The 24,275-nt window shown below is 56.8% G+C and carries 25 protein-coding genes; 10 read left to right on the top strand and 15 right to left on the bottom strand.

Annotated elements, in window-relative coordinates; translation table 11 throughout:
- Window positions 1–75: 75 nt before the first annotated feature.
- The 5 genes from secA2 (at window position 76) to I6I12_RS06880 (ending at window position 5,076) form a co-directional block, all read left to right on the top strand.
- Window positions 76–2,367, top strand: coding sequence for an accessory Sec system translocase SecA2 (gene secA2 / locus I6I12_RS06900; protein WP_200287520.1), 2,292 nt, complete (start codon window positions 76–78; stop codon window positions 2,365–2,367).
- Between the two features lie 85 nt (window positions 2,368–2,452).
- A complete protein-coding gene (odhI, locus tag I6I12_RS06895; RefSeq protein WP_023021587.1) occupies window positions 2,453–2,887 on the top strand; it encodes an oxoglutarate dehydrogenase inhibitor Odhl in 435 nt (144 codons plus the stop codon).
- A gap of 100 nt (window positions 2,888–2,987) precedes the next feature.
- Window positions 2,988–3,734: a transcriptional regulator FtsR gene (gene ftsR, locus I6I12_RS06890; RefSeq protein ID WP_034655346.1), complete on the top strand. Its 747-nt coding sequence runs from the start codon at window positions 2,988–2,990 to the stop codon at window positions 3,732–3,734.
- A gap of 38 nt (window positions 3,735–3,772) precedes the next feature.
- Window positions 3,773–4,366, top strand: coding sequence for a bifunctional nuclease family protein (locus I6I12_RS06885; protein ID WP_200287518.1), 594 nt, complete (start codon window positions 3,773–3,775; stop codon window positions 4,364–4,366).
- Window positions 4,367–4,512: 146 nt separating this feature from the next.
- Window positions 4,513–5,076: a MerR family transcriptional regulator gene (locus tag I6I12_RS06880; protein ID WP_023021584.1), complete on the top strand. Its 564-nt coding sequence runs from the start codon at window positions 4,513–4,515 to the stop codon at window positions 5,074–5,076.
- Window positions 5,077–5,350: 274 nt separating this feature from the next.
- Here the strand turns inward: I6I12_RS06880 and I6I12_RS06875 are convergent, their stop codons facing one another.
- The 4 genes from I6I12_RS06875 to gndA all read right to left on the bottom strand — a co-directional run bounded on the left by I6I12_RS06875 (window position 5,351) and on the right by gndA (window position 9,963).
- On the bottom strand, window positions 5,351–6,196 hold the full coding sequence (locus I6I12_RS06875) for a hypothetical protein (protein WP_200287516.1): 846 nt from the start codon (window positions 6,194–6,196) through the stop codon (window positions 5,351–5,353).
- 40 nt (window positions 6,197–6,236) lie between these two features.
- Window positions 6,237–7,085, bottom strand: coding sequence for a 3-methyladenine DNA glycosylase (locus I6I12_RS06870; protein ID WP_200287514.1), 849 nt, complete (start codon window positions 7,083–7,085; stop codon window positions 6,237–6,239).
- 19 nt (window positions 7,086–7,104) lie between these two features.
- Window positions 7,105–8,406, bottom strand: a complete 1,302-nt coding sequence (locus I6I12_RS06865; RefSeq protein ID WP_023027850.1) for a DEAD/DEAH box helicase — start codon at window positions 8,404–8,406, stop codon at window positions 7,105–7,107.
- A 105-nt stretch (window positions 8,407–8,511) separates the two neighbouring features.
- Window positions 8,512–9,963, bottom strand: a complete 1,452-nt coding sequence (gene gndA, locus I6I12_RS06860; protein WP_023021580.1) for an NADP-dependent phosphogluconate dehydrogenase — start codon at window positions 9,961–9,963, stop codon at window positions 8,512–8,514.
- Between the two features lie 59 nt (window positions 9,964–10,022).
- On the opposite strand from gndA, the gene I6I12_RS06855 reads away from it, so the two are divergent.
- The gene (locus I6I12_RS06855) at window positions 10,023–10,469 is read left to right on the top strand and encodes a PaaI family thioesterase (protein WP_200287512.1); all 447 of its coding nucleotides are present in this window, start codon (window positions 10,023–10,025) and stop codon (window positions 10,467–10,469) included.
- On the opposite strand, the gene I6I12_RS06850 is transcribed toward I6I12_RS06855, so the two are convergent.
- On the bottom strand, window positions 10,466–11,632 hold the full coding sequence (locus I6I12_RS06850; RefSeq protein ID WP_200287510.1) for a saccharopine dehydrogenase family protein: 1,167 nt from the start codon (window positions 11,630–11,632) through the stop codon (window positions 10,466–10,468). The two genes, I6I12_RS06855 and I6I12_RS06850, sit on opposite strands and share 4 nt — an antisense overlap.
- A 23-nt stretch (window positions 11,633–11,655) precedes the next feature.
- Window positions 11,656–12,729 carry a magnesium and cobalt transport protein CorA gene (locus tag I6I12_RS06845; protein WP_023021577.1) on the bottom strand — a complete coding sequence of 358 codons (1,074 nt, stop codon included), beginning with the start codon at window positions 12,727–12,729 and terminating at the stop codon, window positions 11,656–11,658.
- A gap of 108 nt (window positions 12,730–12,837) precedes the next feature.
- Between I6I12_RS06845 and I6I12_RS06840 the strand changes: the two genes are divergently transcribed.
- Window positions 12,838–13,440 carry a class I SAM-dependent methyltransferase gene (locus tag I6I12_RS06840; RefSeq protein ID WP_034655351.1) on the top strand — a complete coding sequence of 201 codons (603 nt, stop codon included), beginning with the start codon at window positions 12,838–12,840 and terminating at the stop codon, window positions 13,438–13,440.
- On the opposite strand, the gene I6I12_RS06835 is transcribed toward I6I12_RS06840, so the two are convergent.
- The 4 genes from I6I12_RS06835 to I6I12_RS06820 all read right to left on the bottom strand — a co-directional run bounded on the left by I6I12_RS06835 (window position 13,437) and on the right by I6I12_RS06820 (window position 17,997).
- On the bottom strand, window positions 13,437–14,972 hold the full coding sequence (locus tag I6I12_RS06835; protein WP_200287508.1) for a bifunctional hydroxymethylpyrimidine kinase/phosphomethylpyrimidine kinase: 1,536 nt from the start codon (window positions 14,970–14,972) through the stop codon (window positions 13,437–13,439). The two genes, I6I12_RS06840 and I6I12_RS06835, sit on opposite strands and share 4 nt — an antisense overlap.
- Window positions 14,965–15,594 carry a thiamine phosphate synthase gene (gene thiE, locus I6I12_RS06830; RefSeq protein ID WP_023021574.1) on the bottom strand — a complete coding sequence of 210 codons (630 nt, stop codon included), beginning with the start codon at window positions 15,592–15,594 and terminating at the stop codon, window positions 14,965–14,967. Before thiE ends, I6I12_RS06835 begins: the two co-directional genes overlap by 8 nt.
- On the bottom strand, window positions 15,595–16,407 hold the full coding sequence (thiM, locus tag I6I12_RS06825) for a hydroxyethylthiazole kinase (RefSeq protein WP_200287506.1): 813 nt from the start codon (window positions 16,405–16,407) through the stop codon (window positions 15,595–15,597).
- Window positions 16,408–16,653: 246 nt separating this feature from the next.
- Complete coding sequence (locus tag I6I12_RS06820; protein ID WP_023021572.1) at window positions 16,654–17,997, bottom strand: NAD(P)/FAD-dependent oxidoreductase; 1,344 nt, start codon at window positions 17,995–17,997, stop codon at window positions 16,654–16,656.
- Window positions 17,998–18,229: 232 nt separating this feature from the next.
- Here I6I12_RS06820 and I6I12_RS06815 point away from each other — a divergent pair, with 232 nt between their 5' ends.
- On the top strand, window positions 18,230–19,543 hold the full coding sequence (locus I6I12_RS06815; RefSeq protein WP_200287504.1) for an SAM-dependent methyltransferase: 1,314 nt from the start codon (window positions 18,230–18,232) through the stop codon (window positions 19,541–19,543).
- On the opposite strand, the gene I6I12_RS06810 is transcribed toward I6I12_RS06815, so the two are convergent.
- Window positions 19,540–20,448 carry a Dyp-type peroxidase gene (locus I6I12_RS06810; protein WP_200287502.1) on the bottom strand — a complete coding sequence of 303 codons (909 nt, stop codon included), beginning with the start codon at window positions 20,446–20,448 and terminating at the stop codon, window positions 19,540–19,542. The two genes, I6I12_RS06815 and I6I12_RS06810, sit on opposite strands and share 4 nt — an antisense overlap.
- Before the next feature lie 144 nt (window positions 20,449–20,592).
- Between I6I12_RS06810 and I6I12_RS06805 the strand changes: the two genes are divergently transcribed.
- Entirely contained in the window at window positions 20,593–21,066 is a 474-nt protein-coding gene (locus I6I12_RS06805; RefSeq protein WP_200287501.1) for a hypothetical protein, read from the top strand.
- Window positions 21,067–21,561: 495 nt separating this feature from the next.
- On the opposite strand, the gene I6I12_RS06800 is transcribed toward I6I12_RS06805, so the two are convergent.
- From I6I12_RS06800 to I6I12_RS06790, 3 genes are read right to left on the bottom strand one after another with little or no spacing between them, the layout of a single operon-like run.
- The gene (locus I6I12_RS06800; RefSeq protein WP_023021569.1) at window positions 21,562–21,726 is read right to left on the bottom strand and encodes a hypothetical protein; all 165 of its coding nucleotides are present in this window, start codon (window positions 21,724–21,726) and stop codon (window positions 21,562–21,564) included.
- A 13-nt stretch (window positions 21,727–21,739) separates the two neighbouring features.
- Entirely contained in the window at window positions 21,740–22,441 is a 702-nt protein-coding gene (locus I6I12_RS06795; protein WP_023021568.1) for a YceI family protein, read from the bottom strand.
- 3 nt (window positions 22,442–22,444) lie between these two features.
- A complete protein-coding gene (locus I6I12_RS06790; RefSeq protein ID WP_034655353.1) occupies window positions 22,445–22,786 on the bottom strand; it encodes a hypothetical protein in 342 nt (113 codons plus the stop codon).
- Window positions 22,787–22,916: 130 nt separating this feature from the next.
- Here I6I12_RS06790 and I6I12_RS06785 point away from each other — a divergent pair, with 130 nt between their 5' ends.
- Window positions 22,917–23,300 carry an RNA polymerase-binding protein RbpA gene (locus I6I12_RS06785; protein WP_023021567.1) on the top strand — a complete coding sequence of 128 codons (384 nt, stop codon included), beginning with the start codon at window positions 22,917–22,919 and terminating at the stop codon, window positions 23,298–23,300.
- A 78-nt stretch (window positions 23,301–23,378) separates the two neighbouring features.
- Here the strand turns inward: I6I12_RS06785 and I6I12_RS06780 are convergent, their stop codons facing one another.
- Complete coding sequence (locus tag I6I12_RS06780) at window positions 23,379–24,272, bottom strand: polyprenol monophosphomannose synthase (RefSeq protein ID WP_023021566.1); 894 nt, start codon at window positions 24,270–24,272, stop codon at window positions 23,379–23,381.
- Window positions 24,273–24,275: the final 3 nt, after the last annotated feature.

The raw sequence follows: 24,275 nt of genomic DNA, 5'->3' as shown, positions 1-24,275 counted from the left end.
AACGGGCCTCTTTCCCGCAATCCATACGAGGTTGACTACAGTCGATAGGAGCAATCCATTTAAGGAGGATGAGTCATGGGCGCGTTTGATTGGTTCTGGAAGGCAATGGGCTCGCAAAGCGAGCGTAATAATAAGAAATCCAAGGCCATCGTGGGTTCGGCAGACGAAGCTGCCCGGACATTGAGCCAGCACGATGACGCAGCTGTGGCCCAGGCCGCGCGCGATGCCGTTCAGTCCGGTGAGATAGTGGACAAGGCGCAGTTCCTCGCGGCCCTGGCAGTGGCCTGCGAACGCACCCTGGGCATGAACCCCTTTAACGTGCAATCACAAGCGGTCCTGCGCCTACTCACCGGAGACGTCATCCAGATGGCCACCGGTGAGGGCAAGACACTGGTGGGTGCCATGGCTGCCACCGGCTTTGCGCTGACCGGAAAGCGCGTCCATGTAGTTACCGTCAATAACTATCTTGCTGCTCGCGACGCCGAATGGATGCGCCCCGTAGTGGAGTTCTTTGGCCTGAGCGTTGCCTCGGTAACAGAGGGCATGACTCCGGACGAGCGCCGCGTTGCCTACGCACAGGATATTATCTATGCGCCCGTGAACGAGCTAGGCTTCGACCTGCTGCGCGATAACCAGATCACTGACCGTTCCCACACCGTGCAGGCCGCCGGGGATGTTGCCTTGGTGGACGAAGCCGACTCCGTCTTGGTAGATGAGGCCCTTGTGCCGCTGGTACTTGCCGGAAACCGACCGGGCGAAGCACCCACCGGACATATCACCAATGTGGTTTCCCACCTGCGCGAAAAGCTGGACTACATCATCTCTGAGGACGGCCGCACCGTTCAATTGACCGAAGATGGTGCGCGCCGTGTGGAGCAAGAATTGGGCATTGATTCGCTCTATTCCGAGGAGAATATCGGCACCATTTTGGTGAAGGTTAACCTTGCCCTGCATGCCAAAGCGCTGCTTATCCGAGACATTCACTACATTGTGGTTGACGGCAAGCTGCAGCTTATCGATGCCTCGCGGGGCCGCGTTGCCGACCTGCAGCGCTGGCCCGATGGCCTGCAAGCGGCGGTAGAGGCCAAGGAAGGCCTGGAAGTCTCTGAAGGTGGGCGCATTCTCGATACCATCACCTTGCAAGAACTTATGCGGCGCTACCCACTGGTGTGCGGGATGACGGGCACCGCGGTGGAGGCAACCGATCAGCTGCGCCAGTTCTACGGTCTGCACGTCTCTGTTATTGACCGTAATAAGCCTCTGCAGCGGTTTGACGAACAAGACCGTATCTTTGCGACGGTCGAGGATAAATCTGCCGCTATCGTGGAAGAAATCGCCGCCATCCACGCTACGGGGCAACCCATCCTGGTGGGCACGCAGGATGTCGCCGAATCGGAGGATTTGGCAGATGCACTGGGCAAGCGGGGCATTGAGGTCAATGTCCTCAACGCCAAAAATGATGAGCAAGAGGCGCGGATAGTCGCCGAGGCCGGAGATATCGGGCGCGTTACCGTTTCTACCCAGATGGCCGGTCGTGGTACTGATATCAAGTTGGGCGGCGCTAGTGAGGCCGACCATGACGCAGTAGCGGAGCTTGGCGGCCTAGCGGTCATCGGTACCTCGCGGCACCGCACCGCCCGCTTGGACAACCAGCTGCGCGGGCGTGCGGGCCGGCAAGGAGATCCGGGGCTTTCCCTCTTCTTTGTCTCCTTGGAGGATGACGTGGTTCAGCAAGGCGGCGACGGCGAAACTGTCCGCGCCCAACCGGCCGAGGACGGACGTATCGAGTCCAAACGGGTCAGTGACTTTGTAGCGCACTGCCAGCGCGTGACCGAAGGGCAATTGCTCGAGATCCATGCCCAGACATGGAAGTACAATCAGCTCTTAGCTGATCAACGCATCATCATTGATGAGCGCCGAGCCAAGCTTTTGGATACCGATCAAGCCTGGCAGGAGCTTTCCCAACGCGCCCCAGAGCGCGCAGCAGAGCTTGCGGAGGTTCCCGAGGAAGCTCGCGTTAAGGCCGCACGCGAAATCATGCTTTATCACTTGGACCTTGCATGGGCCGACCATCTGGAGCTCATGGACGATGTCCGTGAGTCCATTCACTTGCGCGCTATCGCCCGCGAGACGCCGATCGATGAATACCACCGCATTGCGGTAAGGGAGTTTAAGGACTTGGCCCAGCGGGCCGTCGAAAAATCGGTGGAAACCTTCCACACAGTGCTTATCGACGCCGCCGGGGCGCACCTTGATGACGCCGGCCTAGCCCGCCCGAGTGCTACGTGGACCTACATGGTTTCCGATAACCCCCTTGCGGGCAAGGGAAATTCCGTGCTAAGCGGTATCGGAAACATTTTCCGGTGAAATAAATCTCCACCAAAGGGTCGCGGACCCAAATAAGTCGCTAGTATTGTCATAAGTAACTCGTAACTAATCCCCGGAGGTAACAATGAGCGAGAACACCGGAACCCCGGAACCACAGGTAGAGACCACATCTGTATTCCGCGCAGACCTGCTCAAGGAGATGGAAAACGGCGCGAATGGCAACGAGACTGCCGTTGCCGGTACCGATAACCTGGCAGAGGGCCAGGCACTCTTGGTGGTCAAGCGCGGCCCGAATGCGGGTGCCCGCTTCTTGTTGGACCAGGCGACTACCACCGCTGGCCGCCATCCCGAGGCGGACATCTTCCTCGATGACGTTACGGTATCCCGCCGTCACGCGGAATTCCGCAAGAATGATGATGACAAGTTTGAGGTAGTTGACGTGGGATCCCTCAACGGAACCTACGTGAACCGCGAGCCACGCAACTCCCAGGTGCTCGAGGTGGGAGATGAAATCCAGATTGGCAAGTTCCGTTTGGTTTTCATCGCTAACCAGAGCTAATTCTTTCGTAGACCAGCCGCGCTTCCGTTCGAGGAAGGGCGGTGTAGTCTACGTATGGCACGATAAGAACTTTTTTCAGGACCCCTAAGAGATAGACACAGTGAGCGCAGCAGATTCTTCGGCAGCAGCAGTACGCCGTACCAGCCCCAAAGCTAAAAAGGCTAAGACTATGTCCATTGGCGTGGTTTTGGAGACGCTGAATCAGCAATTCCCAGACGTCACGGTGTCCAAGATTCGCTTCCTTGAATCAGAGGGGCTTATTAGCCCGCAGCGCACGGCCTCGGGCTACCGCCGCTTCACCCAAGAAGACGTGGACCGGCTGCGTTATATTCTCACCACTCAGCGCGATAACTATACGCCGCTAAAGGTTATCCGTGAGCAGCTAGAGGCCATGGATTCCGGTCAGGTCACCGCCATTGTTTCTGCGGGCCATGCCGAAACCCTCCTGTCCCCGCAGCAGTTTAAGGCCCCTGTCGTCACGCGTTTGACTGATGTAGAGGTAGCCACGCAGGCGGGGTCCAGTGAAGATGACGTCGCATCCTTAGTGAAGTACGGCCTCATTCGCCCAGATGCTGCTGGGTTTTTCAATACCGATGACGTGGCTATTGTCTCAGCCGCCGTGGCCCTCAAGGCTTTTGGTTTCGGTGCCCGTGAGCTTAAGTCCCTGCGCAATAACGCGCGCCGGCAGGCTGACCTGATTTCCCAGGCCGCAGCTCCAGTGGCACACTCAAACTCTGATACTGCACACCAGAAGGCGGAAGAAATCTCCCAGCAGATGACCGCGCTCGTGGTGTCTTTGCATGCGACCCTGGTGAAATCAGACCTACGTGACGAATACCAGGCTTAATACACCACCAATTCCATCTTTGTGGGAGAGTGGTAGTCATGAGTGATGTAACCCTAGAGTTCCACGGAATCCACCAAGTCGGTCCTGAAGATGATGTCTGCGCATTGTTGCGCTGGCCAGAGGAAAATCGCTTGATCCCCGTGTGGATTTCTCCCATTGAGGGCATGCAATTGGCCGCCGCTTTAGATGGGCACCAGCCAAACCGGCCCAACTCGCACGATCTGATCTGCGAGATCCTTGAGGCAACAGGCGGGGTGGAATCCATAGACGTTGCCAACTACCACCAGGGAACGTTCATGGTAGACATTAAGGCTGCGAACGGCGAGGCTTATGATGCTCGGGTTAGCGATGCGCTAGCTGTATCCGAATTTTTCAATGTCCCCATTTCTGCCGAGGCGGAGCTCCTCGCGCAGGTATCCGTTTATGCCAGTGATGCGGATCTGAAAGAATATTTCGACTTGGAGATTTCTACCCCTTCTCAAGATGATTCGGAAACTGGCAGCGAAAACGCGGAGTCTTCCACATCGGCATCAGGGAATGCGCAGGCAGATGCGGATTTCGAGGCCATGATGAGATCTTTGGGAATGGAAGAAAAGGATTTCCTTTCGGGGGATGATGAAGAAAAAAATTAATGACACGCGTGTGACTAATGGTGACAATGTGGTTCTAGAAGTCTAAAGTTGTACTTGAAAGTTGAGCAGGCAGCGCTTGACGGGTGCATGCGCTTGGCTTTTAATTGATCTTTAGAACTTCCAACAAACCCCATTGGAGTAATTACGTGAGCATTATCGAGGACTCCCAGTCCGAATCCACCTACGTACAGGAATCACTTTTTGATGTCGGACCTGATGAGGAAGTGGGCTACCGCGTGCCTATTGCCTGCCAGGTTGCCGGCATTACTTATCGCCAGCTGGACTATTGGGCACGCACCAACTTGGTGAATCCGTCCATTCGAACGGCACGTGGTTCTGGTTCCCAGCGCCTGTATTCCTTCAAGGATGTATTGGTACTCAAGATTGTTAAGCGCCTGCTAGATACCGGCATTTCCCTGCAAAATATCCGTTTGGCCGTTGAGTCCCTGCGGGATCGTGGTGTCAATGATTTGGCAGAGCTCACCCTCGTATCAGATGGCACCACCGTGTATGAGTGCCGTTCTAACGATGAGGTAATTGACTTGCTTGCCGGTGGCCAGGGCGTCTTTGGCATTGCAGTTCCTGGTATCTTGAAGGAACTGTCCGGTACCATTTCTTCTTTCCCTTCGGAACGCATCGAAGACTTCGCCGAGGACAACGTCGTCGGGCTCGACGAGCTTGCTGCCCGTCGCAAGCGCAAGAGCTCCTAGGCTTTGAACATAAGAATCCACCCTATTTCCCGGCTCACGGGGAAATAGGGTGGATTTTTGATCTCCAAACAACGAGCAGCCTACGTTAAGCGCCCCTCGGAACCTTGTATCTCTTCGCGTCGCTGGGCCCTAGCCCAAGGCGCTTCAATCCGGCTTTTAACACGGGCTCGAGTATTGAAGTGCCACCTGTGCCTAGCTGTCGGTACCTCTATGGAGATAGAAATAAAGGCACCCAACATAATCGTTTGGTGCCGAGGGAAAGGGCGGTTGGATATTAAACGCCTGCGGCCTTAGTTATAGCGCCAGTAAGCTTGGCTTCCTCCGCTGAGTCAACGGTGGTGAAACTATCGGCTGCGGACTTTAGAGCTGCATCCACGTTGCCTTCACCTACGTGCACGACACTGAGGGAAACGTCCTTCGAAGCAGCGTCCTTAAGTGCAGCCGTAAATTGAGCATCATCCATGTCTTGCTCGGTACCTGTAGTCACCACGAGCACCCGCGCCTTGTCGCCGCTACCTGCAGCTTGGTCGGCAGCGTTAGCTACAGCCGCTACAACAGCGCTGCGCGTTTGTGGAACACCGCCGGTACCAAAGCCGCCGAGGGTGCCGGATACGGCATTGCCATCCCCAAAACCCAAGTTCTGGCGGTAGCCAACCGTTGCCGTCTCAGAGATGGGTGAAGAATAATTCCACAAGGACACAGCCCCGCCGTCAGCAGCTAGGTCAGACGCGGTGGTGCCCAAGGCCTGGGAGACAGGACCGTAGATGGGAGCCATTGAGGAGGAAGTATCCAAAAGAAGTAGGGTATTTGCAGCCATCGTTAGATCGGGTTTGGGTTGTGCTGCGGAACTAGGAGCTGGGGCGGAGCTCCGTGGAGAGGAAGAACTGGTAGGCGCGGCGGAAGTGGGGACACTGGAGGTCGTTTTCGTGGTCATCTCCGTTGTAGCCTCGCTGCTGCTTTCAACAGCTGCGGGAGCAGCGGCATCGTTCTCATCGGCGTTGTCCATACCTCGCACGAGGAAGGTCACCAAGGCGATGATGGCCAGAAGCGCGATGACAGCCACTGCAATAACCCATCCCGCTACTGCGAAGGTATTTTTCCCATTTGAATGCCGTGCCATGTGGTGTGTTCCTCCCAAGCAAACTGCCGTTGTTAGTGGCTTATTGTAGCGGGGCGAGTGCCTGATCTATCACAGCGACAAGCCTGGCTCGCAGCGGTTCGGCCTTCTGCGCCAGGGAACGCTGCCGAGAGACATATTCGGCTTTGCCTTCAGGGGTTTCGATGGGCACTACCCCGAGACCCCAATCACGGCAGTCATAAGGAGAGGCCTCCATGTCTAGGATGCGTGCTTCAATCGCCAAATCTAGGCAGTCAAGGAATAGCTTGCCGGGAACCAAAGGGCCTAGCTTCCACGCCCATTTATAAAGATCCATCGTGACGTGTACGCAGCCCGCTTGGTCATTTGCGGGCTGGTCTTCGCGGTGCAGCACGGTGAGGTTAAGCGGACGAGCTGGTGGGGTGAAGAAACGGAAGGCATCGTAGTGGGAGCACTTAATTGAGTGTTCATCCACAACGCGGTTTGTGCCTTCTGCACCTAGGCGCAAAGGAAGCGAATGGCGCGGGGTGTCTGTGTGGTAAACCATCGCCCATTCGTGCAGGCCAAAGCAGTCAAAGTGGGCGGGGTTGCTTGCAGAGTGGCGAAGAAGATTCGAGATATAACGAACCGAGCTACCGCGGCGTTGTAGAAAGCCAGCCACATCGACGGTTACGCGGTCTGGGGTGGCGTGGTAGTCGCGCCATTCGGCGTGTGGGGGAGTGCCTTCTAGCGCTATTCCTACACCCGGGTGCCAACGCTTCAAGTGGGAAGGCCGGACGGGATAGTACTCAAAGAGAAAATCGAAGACAGGGTGATAGCTGCCAGGGTGGCGGAAACGCTCTAAGCGGTCGGTGGCTTGCTTTTCGTGTTGTTGCAGCTGAGCTTGCCAATCATCCGGGCTCAAAGTGTGCACGAGGGCATTCCTCCTTGTCTTAGCGGCCGCGGCGACGGGTGTTTCTACTACCTGGGCGGCGGCGTTGAGATGGGGATTTCTTCTTTGCGGGCTTCGCTTGGTTCTGGGGCGTGGCCTGCCCAGGCGGGGGAAGGGCGGGACCATTCGGTTTGCGAGCACCCGTTACCTCCTTGAGTACAGGTGCACCTGCAGGATTATCGCGGCTAGAAATATCGTGCTCAGTAGCCGTGACCCCTGCTTTGTTAATAAGCGCTGATACTTCCTTGCGTTGTTCATCCATGACCAAAGTAACGACGGTCCCCGCCGCGCCGCCACGTGCCGTGCGCCCAGCGCGATGGAGATATGCCTTGTGTTCTGCGGGTGGATCGATATGAACGACGAGGGAAACATCCGCAACATCGATACCGCGCGCGGCAATATCTGTGGCAACCAGCACGGGGACGCTGCCATCGCTAAAGCCCTCGATGGCGCGGGTGCGCGCGCCTTGCCCCTTATCTCCATGTAGCGGATAAGCATTGATGCCAGCACGGCGCAGCTTTTTGACTTGCCTATCCACCCCGTGCTTCGTACGCATGAACATGATGGTTTTGCCCTGGCGAGCAGCAATTCGCAAGGCTACTTCATTCCGCGCCGGACGGTCACCGACGAAAAAGAGATGATGGGACATGGAGTCCACCGCAGCTTGAACCGGAGCAGTGGAGTGGACAATAGGATCGTGGAGGAATTGCTCCACCAGCTTATTGACGTCCCCGTCGAGGGTCGCCGAAAACAGCAATCGCTGACCTGTTGCTGGGGTCAACCGCAGGAGTTTGCGTACCTGGGGTAGAAAGCCCATATCGGCCATTTGATCGGCCTCATCAAGGGTGGTGATGCGGACCGCATCCAAATACAGCTTTCCCTGGTTTATGAGATCTTGGGCGCGGCCAGGGGTGGCGACGAGAACATCGACGGGGCGTGCCAGCGAGCGGATATGGTGATTGATATTTACCCCACCCACCACGGCGAGAACTCTCAAGCCAAGCGTTGCCGCAGGTTCATCAAGACGCTGGTAAATCTGGGTGGCCAACTCCCGGGTTGGCGCAAGAATGAGCGCACGGGGATGAGCGGGCTTGGAAGCACCCGTTCCGGCAAGGCGCGCGAGCATGGGTAAACCGAAGGTAAAGGTTTTTCCGGAACCGGTAGGGCCGCGGCCGAGTACATCTTTGCCCGCGAGGACGTCGGGAATCGCGGCGCTTTGGATGGGAAATGGTTCGGTGATGCCTTGGTCACGCAATACGTGCACTAGGCGCTGGGGTAAGCCGAGATCGGCAAAGGTAGTCATTGTTTACCCATACTATCGGCAGTAAGGCGGATCGCCGCATTCGTGTGGAAGCGCCTGCTAAATATGGGAAAGGGCCCCGAAGGGCCCCATCAAAGAAATACGAATCTAGTCGATTTGGGTCAAGCTGCGGTCGCCAGACCACTCGATGTGGAAGGCACCTGGCTTATCGGTGCGCTTGAAGGTGTGTGCGCCGAAGAAATCGCGCTGGCCTTGAATCAGGGCGGCGGGAAGGCGCTCGGCGCGCAGGCTGTCATAATAGGAGAGGGAAGAGGCAAAGACTGGGGCCGGTAGGCCCAGCTGAGTGGCAGCGACGACTACTCGGCGCCACGGATCGATGAGGTCTTCCAGCTCACCCTTGAAGTAAGGATCGAGGATGAGGGCAGGAAGGTCTGCATTATTGTCGTAGGCTGCGCGGATGCGATCCAAGAACTTGGCCCGGATGATGCAGCCGCCACGCCAGATAGTAGCTAGGTCGCGAGGGTCCACATCCCATCCGAATTCCTCGGATCCAGCCTTGATCTCATCGAAGCCTTGGGAGTAAGCAATGAGCTTGGCCGCATAAAGGGCGCGGCGCACGTCTTCAATAAACGCGGCTTTGTCCACGTCCAGCTCCTTGATAGTGCCGGCAGGCAGCTGGCCTTCTTGGGCAGCGCTGCGCTGCGCGGTGGAGGAGGAAAGCGCGCGGGCGAAGACCGATTCGGCGATGCCGGTAATGGGAACACCGAGCTCCAAGCCATTGATGGCAGTCCAGCGGCCGGTGCCCTTTTGGCCGGCGGCGTCTACGATGACGTCGACAAGCGGGGCACCAGTCTCCGGATCCTTTTGGGCCAAAACCTCGGCGGTAATTTCAATGAGATAGGAGTCAAGGTCGCCGGAGTTCCATTCGCGGAATACCTCTGCGATCTCGGCCGGCGCCATGCCTGCACCGTAACGCAGTAGCTGATAAGCCTCGCCGATGACCTGCATATCGGCGTATTCGATACCATTGTGGACCATCTTTACAAAGTGGCCGGCGCCATCTGGACCAATGTGGGTAACGCATGGAGTGCCATCAACATTAGCGGCGATGGACTCAAGAATCGGGCCAAGAGTCTCCCAGGATTCCTTCGGGCCACCAGGCATGATAGCCGGGCCATTGAGCGCACCCTCCTCGCCGCCAGAGATGCCAGCACCCACAAAGTGCTTGCCGCGGGCGGCTACGTCCTTCTCGCGGCGAATGGTGTCCGTGAACAGCGCGTTACCGCCATCAATAATGACATCGCCCTCATCCATGGCCTCAGCCAGCTGATCGATGACCGCATCGGTGGCCTTGCCAGCCTTAACCATGATGATTGCCTTGCGTGGGCGCTCCAAAGAAGCCACGAAGTCCTCGATGGTCTCCGAAGGCACGAAATTGCCTTCCTCACCGTGAGCCTCAATGAGCGCATGGGTCTTTTCAGGGCTGCGGTTGTAGACCGCTACGGTATTGCCGTTGCGGGCAAAGTTACGGGCCAAATTAGATCCCATGACCGCCAATCCCACGACGCCAATTTGAGCAAGTTCATTCTTATCAGTCATGCTGCCTATCCTACGTCACTGAGATGCGGTGCTGGCATCAATGGCTAGGCTGGTGGACTATGTCGGATACGCAGAAACTCAATGACTTGCTTCACCTCGCTCATACGCGGGTACTCACTGCAGAAGAATTGGCGTCACTTAATGCCCTCAATGGCGGCCTTGCGGAATTGATAGGGCTGCAATTTACCCATATAGGCCCGTGCGAGGCGCGTGCGAAACTGCAGGTTAAGCCCGAGCATCATCAGCCCTGGGGAGTGGCCAATGGCGGGCTGTACTGTTCCATTGCAGAAACCGTGGCCTCCATCGCGAGCGTGGTGGCTGCCGACGCCCCCGCAGTAGGAGTGAATAATTCCAGCGACTTTATCCGCTCTACGGGACAGGGGGAACTGGAGGCTGTGGCTACACCAGTGCAGCTTGGCGGGCGCACCCACCTGTGGAGCGTTGAGATGCGCCAGGGCGGGGAGCTCATTGCCCGCACCACTTTGCGCACCATGATTTTGCGTTAGCTCACCCGCTTGGCAGTAAAGGACATCCCGTGGGAGGATAGCCGTTCCAAATACGGCTCAGCTAGTCCGGTGGCCGGGGTAAGCACGCCTCCTGTGCGGTCAGAGTCGGTGCGCGATTCGAGTAGGCAGAGTGCAGCCTGGCTCAGCATCATGGCGGTAACCTCGTAGCCGGGGTCCCCCTGCGCTGAGACGGTTGCAAGCCAGCGCTCGCCGTCCTCAGTCACACCGTGGTGGCTGATGTGGAAATGTGCGCCCTCAAGCCCAGGCGTGGGCAGGACCTTTTCCACCACGGGGCGCAAGCGTGATTGGGTGCCATCAAAAAGCAGCTTGGTGGCGAGTGCCAGTCCATAGGCCCGTGCACGACCGGCTAGCCCAGTCCCTGCAAACCACGCTTCCTTATAAAACAAGCGCTTGCCCCACGCCCGCCCAAGCAGAGCGTTGGAGCGGCGCACCACGCGGGTATTAAACATGGACATGAAAAATGGACCCACCCAGCCCACGCCGTCGACTTCTTTGATTTCGAAGTCATTTTGAAGGCCGTCTAAGCGTGGCCCGGCCTTGGGATCCGGGTCTAGTGAGTAAGGATTGTGCAGGTTGCGGGCCACATCTTTATCCGCGTGCGCGGCATGCGAGACCTGCAGGGAAGACTCTATGGTGCCCGGTGAGATTCCGCCTTTGAGCTTGTCGACGACCATCTGCACCCGTGCAAACGGCTTTCCTGCCGCCTGGTAGAGATTGAGCATGCCAATATCCGAGGGGACGGAATCGAAGCCGCAGGAATGAACGATGCGCGCACCTGTAGATTCGGCCACGGCATGGTGGGAATCGATGCTGCGGCGAATAAAGGGAACCTCACCGCACAGGTCAACATAGTCTACGCCATGGCGCGCGCAGGCGGCAACGACGTTATCCCCATAAAGGCTGTAGGGTCCGATCACGGTGATTAGTACCTTGGTATGTTCCACCATGTGCTCCACAGCGTCGGCATCATCGGCGGCGGCGATGGCGATGTCCCAGTGCTGATTGAGTTCATCGCGCAGCGCGGCTAGCACCGGTCGGTTCCGGCCGGCCAGAGTCACAGAGGGCGCGTTAATCGAGGCAAGGTAGCGCGCCACCAATTGCCCGACAAGCCCGGTGGCACCATAGACAGTGATATCGCTCATAGTATACGAGCGTACCGCAGTTTTTAGAGCCAGTGGTTCTTTCGGAACCAAGCCCACAGGCCCACAACGACCAAAATCATAATGATAATCGCCATGGGGTAGCCCAAAGCCCAATGCAGTTCCGGCATGATGTCGAAGTTCATACCGTAGATACCGGCCACCAGGGTGGGCGCAGCCCACATGCCAACGACCGCAGAAATGGTGCGCATATCTGAGTTTTGCTGCATGGTTACCTTGGCCACCGAGGCATCGATAAGCGAGGTAAGGCGCTCATCGAAGCTGGAGACCTGGTCTTTGACTACGAGCTCGTGGTCGTTGACGTCGCGCAGATACGAGCGCAATTGCTTAGAAATCAGATCCTTGTGGTCAGAAACCATGGATTTCAGTGCCACCGAAAGTGGGTCGATGGCATGCTTCATCTCCAGCACCTCACGCTTGAACATGTAAATGCGGTCCACATCAAACTTGAGGTTAGGGGTAAAGATTTCTTCTTCCAGCTCATCGACCTCAATGCTGATGAGACGAGAGATCTCCGAGTAACGGTCCACCATCATATCCAGGATCTTCCAGGCCATAGCCACTGGGCCAAGCTCCACCAGATCCTGCTCATCTTCCACCGTGTAGGCCAAGTTGGGAAGCTTTGCCCCGTGGCGCACGGTAATGATGAAGTTGGAACCCATGATCATCTGGATCTCACCGGTAGAAATGATCTGGCGCTTATCCGTTACTTCATCATGGTCGCGATAGTTCACGGAGCGGGCGACGACGAAGAGCTGGTCATCGTAGCGTTCGAGTTTGGGACGCTGGTGAGCCATAACTGCGTCTTCCACGATGAGTTCGTGGATGCCAAACTGTGAGGCTACCTTGGTCATCTGAGACTCATAGGGCTCGTGCAGGCCCACCCAGATAAAACCACGGCCATATTCTTCGATAGCTTCCAAAGCAGAGCTGGTGGAGTATTCACCGGGAAGCGACTCGCCATCAACAAAAACGCGGCAGTGTTCAATCGCGCGTTCCGGCGGTACCGGCAGGGAGGTGGGCTTACTTAGAGGCTCGGGTTTCTTGCGGCCCCTAAAGGGTGAAGGTACGGATGGCATCGTTTCAGCCTCCTTTGCGCGGTAGTGCGGACAAGTTCGCAAAAATTCGACGGCGATTTTATGCAGCGGGTAAATCTTACACCGAAGGCGGGTAATATAATCGAATCTATGCCCACGTGGAAAGAAGTAACCGAAGCTAATCCCGAGCACTCCCATAATTTTGCCCGCAAATGGAAGCTGCTTGCCGCACAAGGCAAGGACATCAATGGCGAGGCCCGGCTTATTGATGCCATGGTCGAGCGCAACTCCACCATCCTCGACGCCGGCTGTGGCACTGGCCGAGTCGGTGGCGAATTGCTTCGCCGCGGCCACAGCGTCGTGGGAGTCGACGTAGATCCCATTCTTATTGAGCACGCAGAGCACGACTTTCCGGACGGCCACTGGTTCGTTGGAGACCTGTGCGAGGAAGAGGTGCCGGAAGGCCCCTTTGATATCGCCGTGTCTGCCGGCAATGTGATGGGCTTTCTAGCAAAAGAAGGCCGCGAGCCCGCTTTGCGCAATATCTTTAATTCTCTCAAACCAGGTGGTCGCCTGGTCACCGGCTTCGGCGAGGGCCGGGGCTGGGAGTTCTCCGACTTTCTTGATATGGCGCAGAAGGTGGGCTACCGAGTCGACTTCACCTTCTCCTCGTGGGACATGAAGCTATTCTCGGAGCATTCCACCTTCCTCGTCGCCGTCCTTTCGCGTCCGGGGTCGGACCTTCTGGCCTAAAAGCGCCTATCGGCTTGGTCGAAGAAATCTACCTCATGGTGGCTCGCTGTGATGTAGGCGCGCTCGGCCCGTGTACGAGTGCGCTCATCCGCCCCGCTGAGAGCCTGCTCGACAATGTCGAGGCTGGCGCGGACTCCGTTGAGGAAGTCTTCACCGCCGTACATGGAAAGCCAGGAGTGATAGGGATGTTCTGGGGAATCGAAATCTGCGAGGTGTAGGCCTACCTCTGCATAAAGCCAGTAGCAGGGCAATACTGCCGCAGCGCCTACCACGTAGTCATCCGTATGAGTTGAACGGATAAGGAAGTCCGTATAGGCGCTAGTAACCCTAGAAGCTGCGGTAGTGATGCCCTCTTGGAGCCAGCCGCGGTGCAGCTCGGCCTCAACCGCCAAGCAATCATGCGCTCCTTCGGCCCAGTGCAGTTGCTGTGCCGCTGCAGGGGCTAGGCTGGCTAGGCGCGCCAAGGCCTTGGAGTAGGCGTTGAGGTACTGGGCATCTTGGTCAAGATAGAACCCAAAGGCTTCTTTATCCAAAGCGCCCGTTCCCAATGCCCGAATAAACGGCAGAGCCTTGATAGCCTCCCAGTGATTTCCCGCCAGGTTCCACAGACGTTGCGTGTGTGGTCCGGCCGCAGGAACGCGGGGCTGCTCGACGTTTTCTGGTTCCTTCAAGCTGCCGGACAGGTAGGGCTGCGGCAGGGTAGAGGCCGCCCGCATGAGGCGCTGCGAGCGGTGCAGGTGGTCCACGGGACCGTGCCCTTTGCCCACCTGGAGCGCATCCGCGTGCACAATGGCTTCGTGCAGCCAGTGGGTGGACCACGTAAGCGCTGCGGTGTGGCTATCGCCGGCTCCAAGCCGGGTAGCCAGAGCAGAGGAGAGGGAGCAACCTGTGCCGTGCGTATTCTTCGTGTCCACCCGGCTCGAGGAGACGCGGTGAACGGACCCATCCGGATTCACTACCGTATTGTCTGCGATATCGGAATCGAGGTGACCGCCCTTGACCACAACTGCAGTAGAAGCTTCCTTCGCCCATTGTTTAGCGGTGGCGATGGCCTGCTCGAGGTCGCCTGCCTCCTCGGTGTTGGTGAGAACAGCCAATTCTTTCAAGTTTGGGGTGATGATATCCACCCGGGAACACAGATCTCGCACGGCCTGTTCGGCTTCCTGCTCCAGCAGCCTATCCCCGCTGGTAGCCACCATGACCGGATCCAAGACCACGGGAACATCCTCCGGCAGGCGACGTAGGAAATCTGCGACCTTGGCGGTAATGGCGGCGTCTGCAAGCATGCCAATCTTTACCGCGTCTATCTCCACATCGTCAATGACTGCGTCTAGCTGCTCTTGCAGAAATTCTACTGGCGGGACATGTACGCTGCGGACACCCTGGGTGTTTTGGGCTACCAAGGCTGTTACCACATTCATGCCATATCCGCCCGCAGCGGCAATGGACTTTAGGTCAGCCTGGATGCCCGCTCCGCCCGTGGGGTCTGTACCCGCGATGGACAGTACGCGGGGATAGTTGCCCTTAGCCATGGAAAGCCTCCTTTAATCGGGCGGCTGCTGCTGCAGGATCCTTGGCCGCCATGATGTCGCTGACTACGCAAATGCCGGCAAAGTCGCTTCCCGCCAGCTCGTGCGCGTTATGGTCTTTAATGCCGCCGATGGCGACGGAATCAATGCCGCGTTCCCGTGCGGCGCGGGCGAGGGCTGCTGCTGCATCTGGCCCCATCCCCGCCGGGGCGTTCTTCTTCGTGTTCGTAGAATACACAGGGCCGATACCGATGACATCCGGGCGGGCGTCATCCGAAATGGCAGCAAGTTCGGCGTGGTTGCCAATGGACAAGCCGATAAGTTGCTCATCGGACAGCATCCCTCGGGCTTCACGAAAGGCCATGTCATTTTGACCAATGTGTAGATGGCAGCCGAGTTTTGCTGCTACCTCCACGCGGTCATTGATAAAAAGCGGAACATTGCCGAGCACGGCCAGCAGCTCGCGGGCGGTGTGTTCAATCTGCTCATCACTAGCTTCCTTATCCCGCAGCTGGACGACGCTAACCCCACCGCGTACAGCTTCCTTCACGATGCGAACCACGTTTTCTCGCCCGCCTGCCAGATCTGGATCTGTGACAAGGTAAAGCGACCAGTCGATTGCCATTTAAACCCCTTCGACGTCTGTGAGCTTGATTAGTCCCTCGATGTCCGCCGTCGGGACATCGTAGAGCGCGTCCAGCCAAGCAACGGCAAAGGAGCCTGGCGCGTGGTGCTTTTCAGCTGCCACGCTGCCTGCGGCTCCCACGTGTGCGTGGGCCGCGATGATTGCTTCGAAAGGATCCTCCCACGCCGCCAAATATGCTGCGCAGATAGCACCGAGTGAACAACCAGTACCAATGACGTTTTGGAGCATCGGATGACCGGAGCGCAGATAGGCAGCGCGCGTGGTTTCACCGGCGTGGACGATAAGATCGCGTGGGCCGGAAATGGCTACTACAGCGCCAGTGTCCCGGGAAAGCGCTAGTGCGGAATCTAACGCGGCTTCCACTTCATCAGTAGATTCGACACCGCGGCCGCCCTGTCCGGTACCTGCGAGCGCAATGATTTCTGAAGCATTGCCGCGGATTGCCCCTGGGCCAAGGGGCAGCACTTCGTGCATGAACTTGGTGCGGTTGGAGAGACCGCCGGCACCTACCGGATCGAGTACCCAGGGGGTCTGTGCGGCATTCGCACCCGCGATGGCCTCGCGCATGCCGCCGTATTGTTCGGAGCTAGGCGTGCCACAGTTGATGAGAACACCGCCGGCTACCTGTGCAAACTCGCGGGATTCCTCCGGAGTATCAACCATCGCCGGGCTGGCGCCAACGGCCAAGAGGGCGTTGGCGGTGACGTTGGAAACGACCTTATTGGTCAAACATTGAATAAGTGGTGTGGACTCGCGCACGGCATCGTGCGCGCGGAGAAAACTATATCCCACAACTATCCCTTCGCTAGTTCTAACTGAGTGCAGGTTCGATGGGTATTTCTCAGCCGCACTGTGTGCGGCACCCCATGTTGCGTTTCTCAGCCTAACAAAGGTCACGGAAACTATGTGCGAAAATCGGCGCTCCAGTGCCCAGTTGGGGTGGTGCTATCGCTATCAATGAGTAACGACAGGAAAATAGAAAATCGCCGCCCTTGCCCTGCATTGAGGCAGGAGAGCGGCGATGCGATCGAGGAGTAATTACTTCTCGTTCTTGTTAATGATGTTGCGCGCGATGCGCTGCTGAGTGGTGATTTCTAGGTTGCCGCGGTCACGGGAAAGAATATTGGTTGCCCAGTTCACCAGCACTGCCAGGCGGCTGCGCAGGCCAATCACATAAGTCAGGTGCAGGCCCAGCCAAGCTACCCAGCCAGCGAAGCCACCGAACTCGGTCTTGCCCAGCTTGACGACGGCGTTGAAGCGCTTGACGATTGCCATGGAGCCCTTGTCAAAGTAATCAAAGGCTTCCTTCTCATTGGCGGTAGACTCCTCGTCCACCTTTGCCTGAATGAGCTTAGCGACGTGCGCGCCACCCTGGATAGCAACCTGTGCGAGGCCAGGCAGGCGGTTGAGGGAGATCATGTCACCGACCATGTAGACGTTATTGTGCTCGCCCACGGTCAGGTCCTCATTCACGGAGACACGACCAGCGCGGTCTGCCTCGACGCCAGCCTGCTCGGCCACCATCTTGCCCAGTGGGGAAGCGGCCACACCGGCGGACCAGATCTTGGTAGCGCCCGTCAGGGTGGTCTCTTCCTCGGTTTTCATGTCCTTATAAGTGACGGTATCCGCAGTCACATCGGTCACCATGGCGTTGAGGTGAACCTGTACGCCTTCCTTTTCCAAGGTGCGCTGTGCCTTGCGGCCCAAGCGCTTGCCAAATGGCGGCAGTACCTGTGGGGCGCCGTCAAGCAAGTAGATCTTGGCGGAGGTAGTCCCGTAGTTGGAATAGACATCGTTGAGGGTGCGGTTTGCTAGTTCGGCAATCTGGCCGGTCAGCTCGACGCCGGTTGGCCCAGCACCAACGATGATGAAGGTAAGCAGGCGCTCGCGCTCCGCTGGGTCATCGGTAAGCTCAGCCTTCTCAAACGCGGAGATGATGCGAGAGCGCAGCTCGAGGGCATCGTCCAAGGTCTTCATGCCTGGGGCGAACTCGGCAAAATGGTCGTTGCCAAAATAGGACTGACCGGAGCCCGCTGCAACCACCAGGGAATCATATGCGTAAGTACGGGAGAACTCATCCTGCTCGGCAGTGACGGTCTGGTCAGCCAGGTTGATATCTGTAACCTCGGCGTTAACGAAGTGAACATTATCCTGATCGCGCAGCAGCTGGCGGGTGGACGGGGCCACCTCACCGGCGGAAATCATGCCTGTTGCTACCTGGTACAGCATCGGCTGGAACAGGTGGTGGTTCTTCTTATCGATGAGAGTGATTTCTACATCGGCGTTCTTTAGCTTCTGGACGGTGTTGAGACCACCGAAGCCAGCGCCAACCACGACAACGTGGTGACGGCCACCATTGGGACGATAAGCGGTATCAGTCATGGATTTATTGCGACCTTCCTCAAGAAAGCTAATGTTTTGTACCCATTCAGTGTAAACACTTCTAACAGAACGTGCATACTCATTGACTGATAAACTTCCGTGCATCGTTATTATTTTCGCGGCAGGAACCAATGCGCCTGTGCGGAGCGCCTAAGCCGAGGTGCGTGCCAAGCTGACTAAGGTAATTGCCGATAGTGACTTCCTCCGCCCACCAAGGAGCGCACCTGGCATTATGAGTTTTATCCGCCCCGAGCATTTGAGCTCCATCGATGCAGATTCCTGGCCCAATGTGGCTACAGTCCCTTCACCTCGTTGGCCTGGTTTAAAGGCTCGCCGTGCAGAGGCTGAATTTGCCAAGGCTTGCGATGACGCCGGATTGGAACTCGACTTGGAAGTAGAGGGCGGACCAGATCTCAAGGTCGGACACGATGCCTTGTTTGAACGAATCGCCGCCAGTGGATGGCTGGGGTTCGCAGAAAGCTTTATGGCAGGAGAGTGGTCCGTCAGCTCGTCCTCCCAGCTGGTAAAAGTGCTTGGGCGGTTGCTGGGGGTGGGATATCTTCCCAAGGCCAAGATGCTAGACACCGGCAATTCGGAGCCAGGGGAGTTGCCGATGGATTTGGTCCGGCTCTATTCCGGTGATGGTTTAAGCCATGTGGGTGGCATCTTTTCTAGCGGTGTGCCGACGACCATTAGGGAGACAGTAGAAAGCTATAGCCCCAAGGCCGGCCGCAAGGAACCGAAAAGCCACTTCGTGGATGTCACGACGCTAAGCGAGCCCACGAGTGTGGACAGAGATGATTTGGGCGATGCCCAGCGTCGCGCCGCTGATTGGCTTCTCGACGTCACTCGCACCGGCGCCGGAACCCACCTATTGGTGTACCCAGCCGCTGGAATGCAGCCTGCCATGCGCGCAACCAAGCGGCGCGCAACGGTAGACGTATTGACCAGCGATGTAGAGCAGATAAGTCACATGCGTGAGGCGCTCGTGCTCGAGGGGGCAGATGATTCCATCCATGTGGAACGCATTCCCGGGGTTGTCCCAAATCCCAAGCAATGGCGCGGACACTATGACGCAATCGTCACCGTGGAAAAGATAGAACAGCTTAGCCCACAGGAGCGCAAAGAGTATATTCGCGCAGTCGACCGGTTCTTAACCCCTAATGGCCGGGCAGGAATTCAGTCCCTTGTGGCGACCGAAGCAATGACCGACGCCGGAAAGGCCTCGATTCAGGCCTTGCGGGCATATGTGTGGCCTGCACTGGACTATCCGCTTACTGCGGAGCTGCACCAGCTCGTCGATAAGAACTCGAACCTGCGCATCGTATCGGAAACACACGTGGGGACGCACTACCTAGAATCTTTGCGTCAGCAACGATCCTTTTTTGATGGGCACCTGCGGGAGGCCGCGGCGGCTGGGTTCGACCCAGTATTCCGCCGCCTGTGGAACTTCCAATTTGCCCTCCGCGAGGCCTTAATGACGCTCGGAATGATTGATGCGGTGCAATTTGGATTGGTCCACCGCAACCGTGGGGGACGCCGCTAGGCGGGCGGTAGCTCGTCGAAGTTTTTCATCAGGTCCGCGCTGGGCACAAAGAAGTTGGTGCCAGTAAGAGCGGTGGAGAAGTCTAGAATGCGGTCGTAATTTCCCTCTGGCTTGCCGATGAACATATTGCGCAGACGTTCCATGACGTTTTCTGGATCCTTTGCATAGCCGATGAAGTAAGTACCCATCTCACCAGCAGCAAAAGAACCAAAGACCATATTCTCGCGGTAGATATCTTCCTCAAGGTCGTTGAGAGCAACGTGAGAATTGGAAGGCTTGATATCATCGTCGAGCTCGATATCGTCAGCCTTGGTGCGACCAATGACCTTTTCTTGCTCTTCGGTGCTCAGCTCGTTCCACTTGTCGAGGTCGTGGATGTATTTTTGTACGGTGACATAGGAGCCACGGGGGTAATCGGCGGCGTCGTCAAGCAGCACGGTATCCAAAGCTTCCTCGGCGAGGGGATTGGCGGTGCCGTCTACAAAGCCAAGCAGGTCGCGCTGGTCAAGGTATTTAAACCCGTGGGTCTCATCGATGACCGTTGCAGCATCACCCAGTTGGTCTAAAACCTGCCGGGCCATTTCGTGGCAGAGATCGTAGCTATTAGCGCGGAAGTGGAACAGAATATCGCCTGGCGTTGCTGGGGCCTTGTGCGCTGCGTCAATTGCCTCGAATTCCTTTAGCCGATTAGGAAGGGGTGCGCTGGTCAAACGCGGCCACATGGAGGCGCCAATGCCAACTACGGTATAAAGCTCGCCTTCGTTATAGCGGAAGTTCACGGACTTGAAGAGTCCGGCGAACCCCGTCAGCATGTCGCGGGTGGCTTGCTCGCAGCCGTCCTTGATTTCGAGAACTAGAAAGAGGGCTGCGCGGGAAGGCTTATCTACTACATGCTGAATCGTCATAATGCCGATTTTACGCACCCAGTAGTGATCAGGTCCGTTCGCCGACTTGGAATCGCCCCTGATAGAGACCTGCTTGGCCTTTATATGCGCTAGTGTGCATTTTAGTTGAAAACTAACCGATAGCCGGGTGAGAAGATGTGGGGCATGGATACGAAGAAGCAAAAGAAAAGCACCGCGCGGATCTTCGTATTATTTGCGCGGAAAGACGATTCACTTGATGAGTCCTTTGCAGGGGTTGCGCTGACGCGCGCCCAAGAAGAAGCCATGGGGCAATGCGTAGACCGCTCAGGGGTGACCTGTTGGACTGAAGAGACATGCCTGCGTGGGTGGAACGGTCCACTGGATGAAGAACACCATCCGGAAGTGGTTTACATCGTATTTAGAGGTGGACACGCGCAGGGATCGGATCCGTCGAGCGCAGAATTCGATCCAGAGCTTAAGGCCGCATGGGCTACGAGAGACCAAGCCGAGAAAGAAGTCGCCCGCGGCAAGAGTAATGACGAGAGACCAATCTTCGTGAAGGAATGTCATATTTGGAAAGCTTCATTCGGGCGCGTGTTGTCAGGAGCGAACAATAGAGGCGGGGTCCAGGTATCAATGTATGGAGTCAGGAACTAAAAGGGGGGAATGCCACCCCTAGTTTAAATGACATAATGTACATTATCGGACATTTATCCATGGTTAGGCAGTTCCTCATTTATACCTTGGCATACCTCGAGCCTTCTGGTCGGTCTTATCAGAATCCCCGCTTGCTCCTTTTATTGCGGCGATTATCTTCGCTCCGCCTTCTGCTGTGAAGCTCTGCTTTGCGATGTCGCGCAGTTGCCGCGATACACTCCAGTGGCCACTGGTCCGCCAAGCTGGCTGACTAATCCTATTGAGGGCCGCCGGTATGCAGTCTGCCTCTGCGACGCCAGGCGCCTTAACTATTAAGCACTATTGAGCCCCTCCGTGCCACGGGCGCCAGCCATCTATGGCGTGTGGCTCCCGATGGGTGGCCAGACGGGTGGATTTTGGCAAAAATGCACCCCCACTGGAGTATGCAACCACACCACCATATAACGTCACATTGACGATATTCGGGGCAACTACCGCTCGCTTTGGATGTCTTATTTAACGATTACGGTAAGCACTCCACAGCTGCCATATAGTCAAAAGCGCCAAGCAGGCAGAAATCGCTACGATGACCCACATGTGTTGAACGGCTACGAAAATGGTAAAGCCGATGACTATAAGAAGGCGCAGCCACATAAACGGGATCATTTGGCGGGTGTTCATAGGCTCGTCCTTATTAGTCCTTCTTGAAGGAAATGCGAAGATTGACCTCGCCCTTTTCCTCAACCTTTGCGGCCAACATTTCCGGGGTTTCTACGCCATAATCAAGGCGATTAACTGGAACGGTGCCGCCGATGACGATGTTATCCCCGTCGCGGAGAACGTCAAAGTCTTGGGAAACCTCGTGTGTCTCATCCTTGATGGTCAAGTCACCGGTGAGCTTTACCGTGCCAATGGTGCCGTCATCTGGGACGTCGGCAAGCGAAGCGGGTTTGGTGAGCTTAAAGGAAGACTCTGGGAAAAGTTGCGTCTCAAAGAGTTTGGACTTCATATTTTGGTCGCGGACCTTTTTATCCGTAGACAACTCATCCATATCCACGGTGACCGTCGCGGTTTTGAGGGTGGAATCAGAAATTTCTGCTTGACCGGTTACCTCAGTAGTCGAACCAGATGTAGTGGTCTTTTCTGCAGGTAGGATCTCATTGAAGGTAAAACCAACCGAGGTATGATTATCAGCACGCCCCTTGGCAACCTGCCAGGATCCATCTAGTTCCGTAGACGCAGCCTTAGCTCCATCGGCGGAAATAGGCTCTGTTTTTACACCGGCGCCCTTGAGAAGCGAATACACCATAGGGCCAATGGCCACGGCGGTGAGCAATACAATGAGCACCACAAAGATGGTAATGACGAGCTTGCGGTTATAAAAAAGCTTTTTCATCTTCTATCGAAGTCCTTCTAGGCGTCGGGCCAGGGCTACAAGCTCTTCGCACAAACCGGCAAGCTCCTGCGCACTAGCACCTTCCTCCGCGGCGGTATTGATATCTTCTGCGGAACAACGTAGTTCAAAAAGTCCGTCGCGCAAACTTTCTGCCTTCTCCGGAGTAAGGATCACAGCGTTAGCGGGAATACCCGTGCCACTAACATTATTTCTTTGCTCATACGCCCGCTGTTTGCACGAGGCGCTGCAAAACTTCCGTGGCCGCCCTCTACCGCCTTGATCAATGTCCTTCCCACACCACTGGCAGGAACCGACGTTGCGTTCACGACTAGCTGTACGGATCACCCGATACACTTTAGTCCATTTTGGGCGGGCTGGGAACAAAGGCGCGAGGGTGTTCGTTATAATTAGTAGCTCTTAGGCGAAGTTTTGCTTCGCACTCAATCAGGGATCTCTTTGAAAAGGATGATGTTGCATGGCAGATCGCGTACTCCGTGGCAGCCGTATGGGCGCAGTCAGCTACGAAACCGACCGCGACCACGACCTCGCACCGCGCCAAATGGTGAAGTACCGCACCGAAGACGGCGAGATTTATGAGGTGCCTTTTGCGGATGATGCTGAAATCCCTGAGGAATGGATGTGCAAAAACGGCAAGCTAGGCCACCTTGTAGAAGGTGAAGGCGTTGAGTCTAAGCCGGCTAAGCCGCCACGTACCCACTGGGATATGCTGCGTGAGCGCCGCTCCATTGAGGAGCTGGACGAGCTCCTAGAAGAGCGCATTAACCACCTGCGCTCCCGTCGCCGTTCCGCAGCCCGCCTGCTAAAGGAGCAGCAGGAACAGCAGCAAAAGAACTCATAAGGTTCTGCCGCAGACAAAGGCCCGTACCTCCTTAGTTTTACTAAGGGACGGTACGGGCCTTTAGCGTTGAAGCATGGGCTACTTCTTCAACTGTGCAATCTGGTGCTTTGCTAGGTGAGCAATTTCCCCGGCGAAGTCAGATGCCCAGCCGGCGCCCTTGCGGGCCTGCACGCCTAGATCGTGAATGGAGCCATCCTTGACCTCACGATTGACCAGCTTGGATACGGCGCCGCCGAAATCCTGCAGCTGCTCCGTGCGGTGGGCAACGCCCCACTTGGTTACCTCCAGCAGGGAATCTTTCACGAAGGAACCATCAAGCTTGGACTCGCCGTATTCGCGCTCGGTGAAGGTAATAGGAACCTCGCGGACATCGAAGCCGGCCTTAACCGCGCGGAAAGCCAGATCCACCTGGAAGATATAGCCCGCCTTGGATAGCTCGTCGAAATCAATGGATTCGAGGAGTTCGCGGCGGAAGGCACGATAACCGGCGGTCATATCGGACAGGCCAGCGCCCAGCGCCACGGAGATGTAGATATTACCCAAGCGGGAAAGGTACTCGCGAGAAGCCGGCCAGTTGACGGTCTCGCCGCCCGGAATATAGCGGGAGCCGATCACTAGGTCCGCACCCTTGTCTACCTCTTCTAGCAGCAAGTGGAGCTGTTCCGGCGCGTGGGAGCCATCTGCATCCATCTCGCACAGTACCTGGTAATCACGCTCCAAGCCCCACTCAAAGCCAGCGATATAGGCGCCTAGCAGGCCACCCTTGCCTTCGCGGTGGAGAACGTGGATATGGTCATCCTGCGCTGCGAACTCATCGGCCTTGTCGCCGGTGCCATCGGGCGAGTTATCGTCCACGATGAGGATATGCACCTCTGGGACCGCCGCGCGGACGCGTCCAGTAATGAGAGGGAGGTTTTCGATCTCGTTATAGGTCGGGATGATGACCAAGGTCGAGGCTTCAAGCGTGCTCACAGT

The sequence above is a fragment of the Corynebacterium kefirresidentii genome, from assembly GCF_016599755.1.
GTDB lineage: Bacteria > Actinomycetota > Actinomycetes > Mycobacteriales > Mycobacteriaceae > Corynebacterium > Corynebacterium kefirresidentii.
Note: the sequence above shows the minus strand (reverse complement) of the source record. Positions and strands in the feature narration are given on the sequence as shown.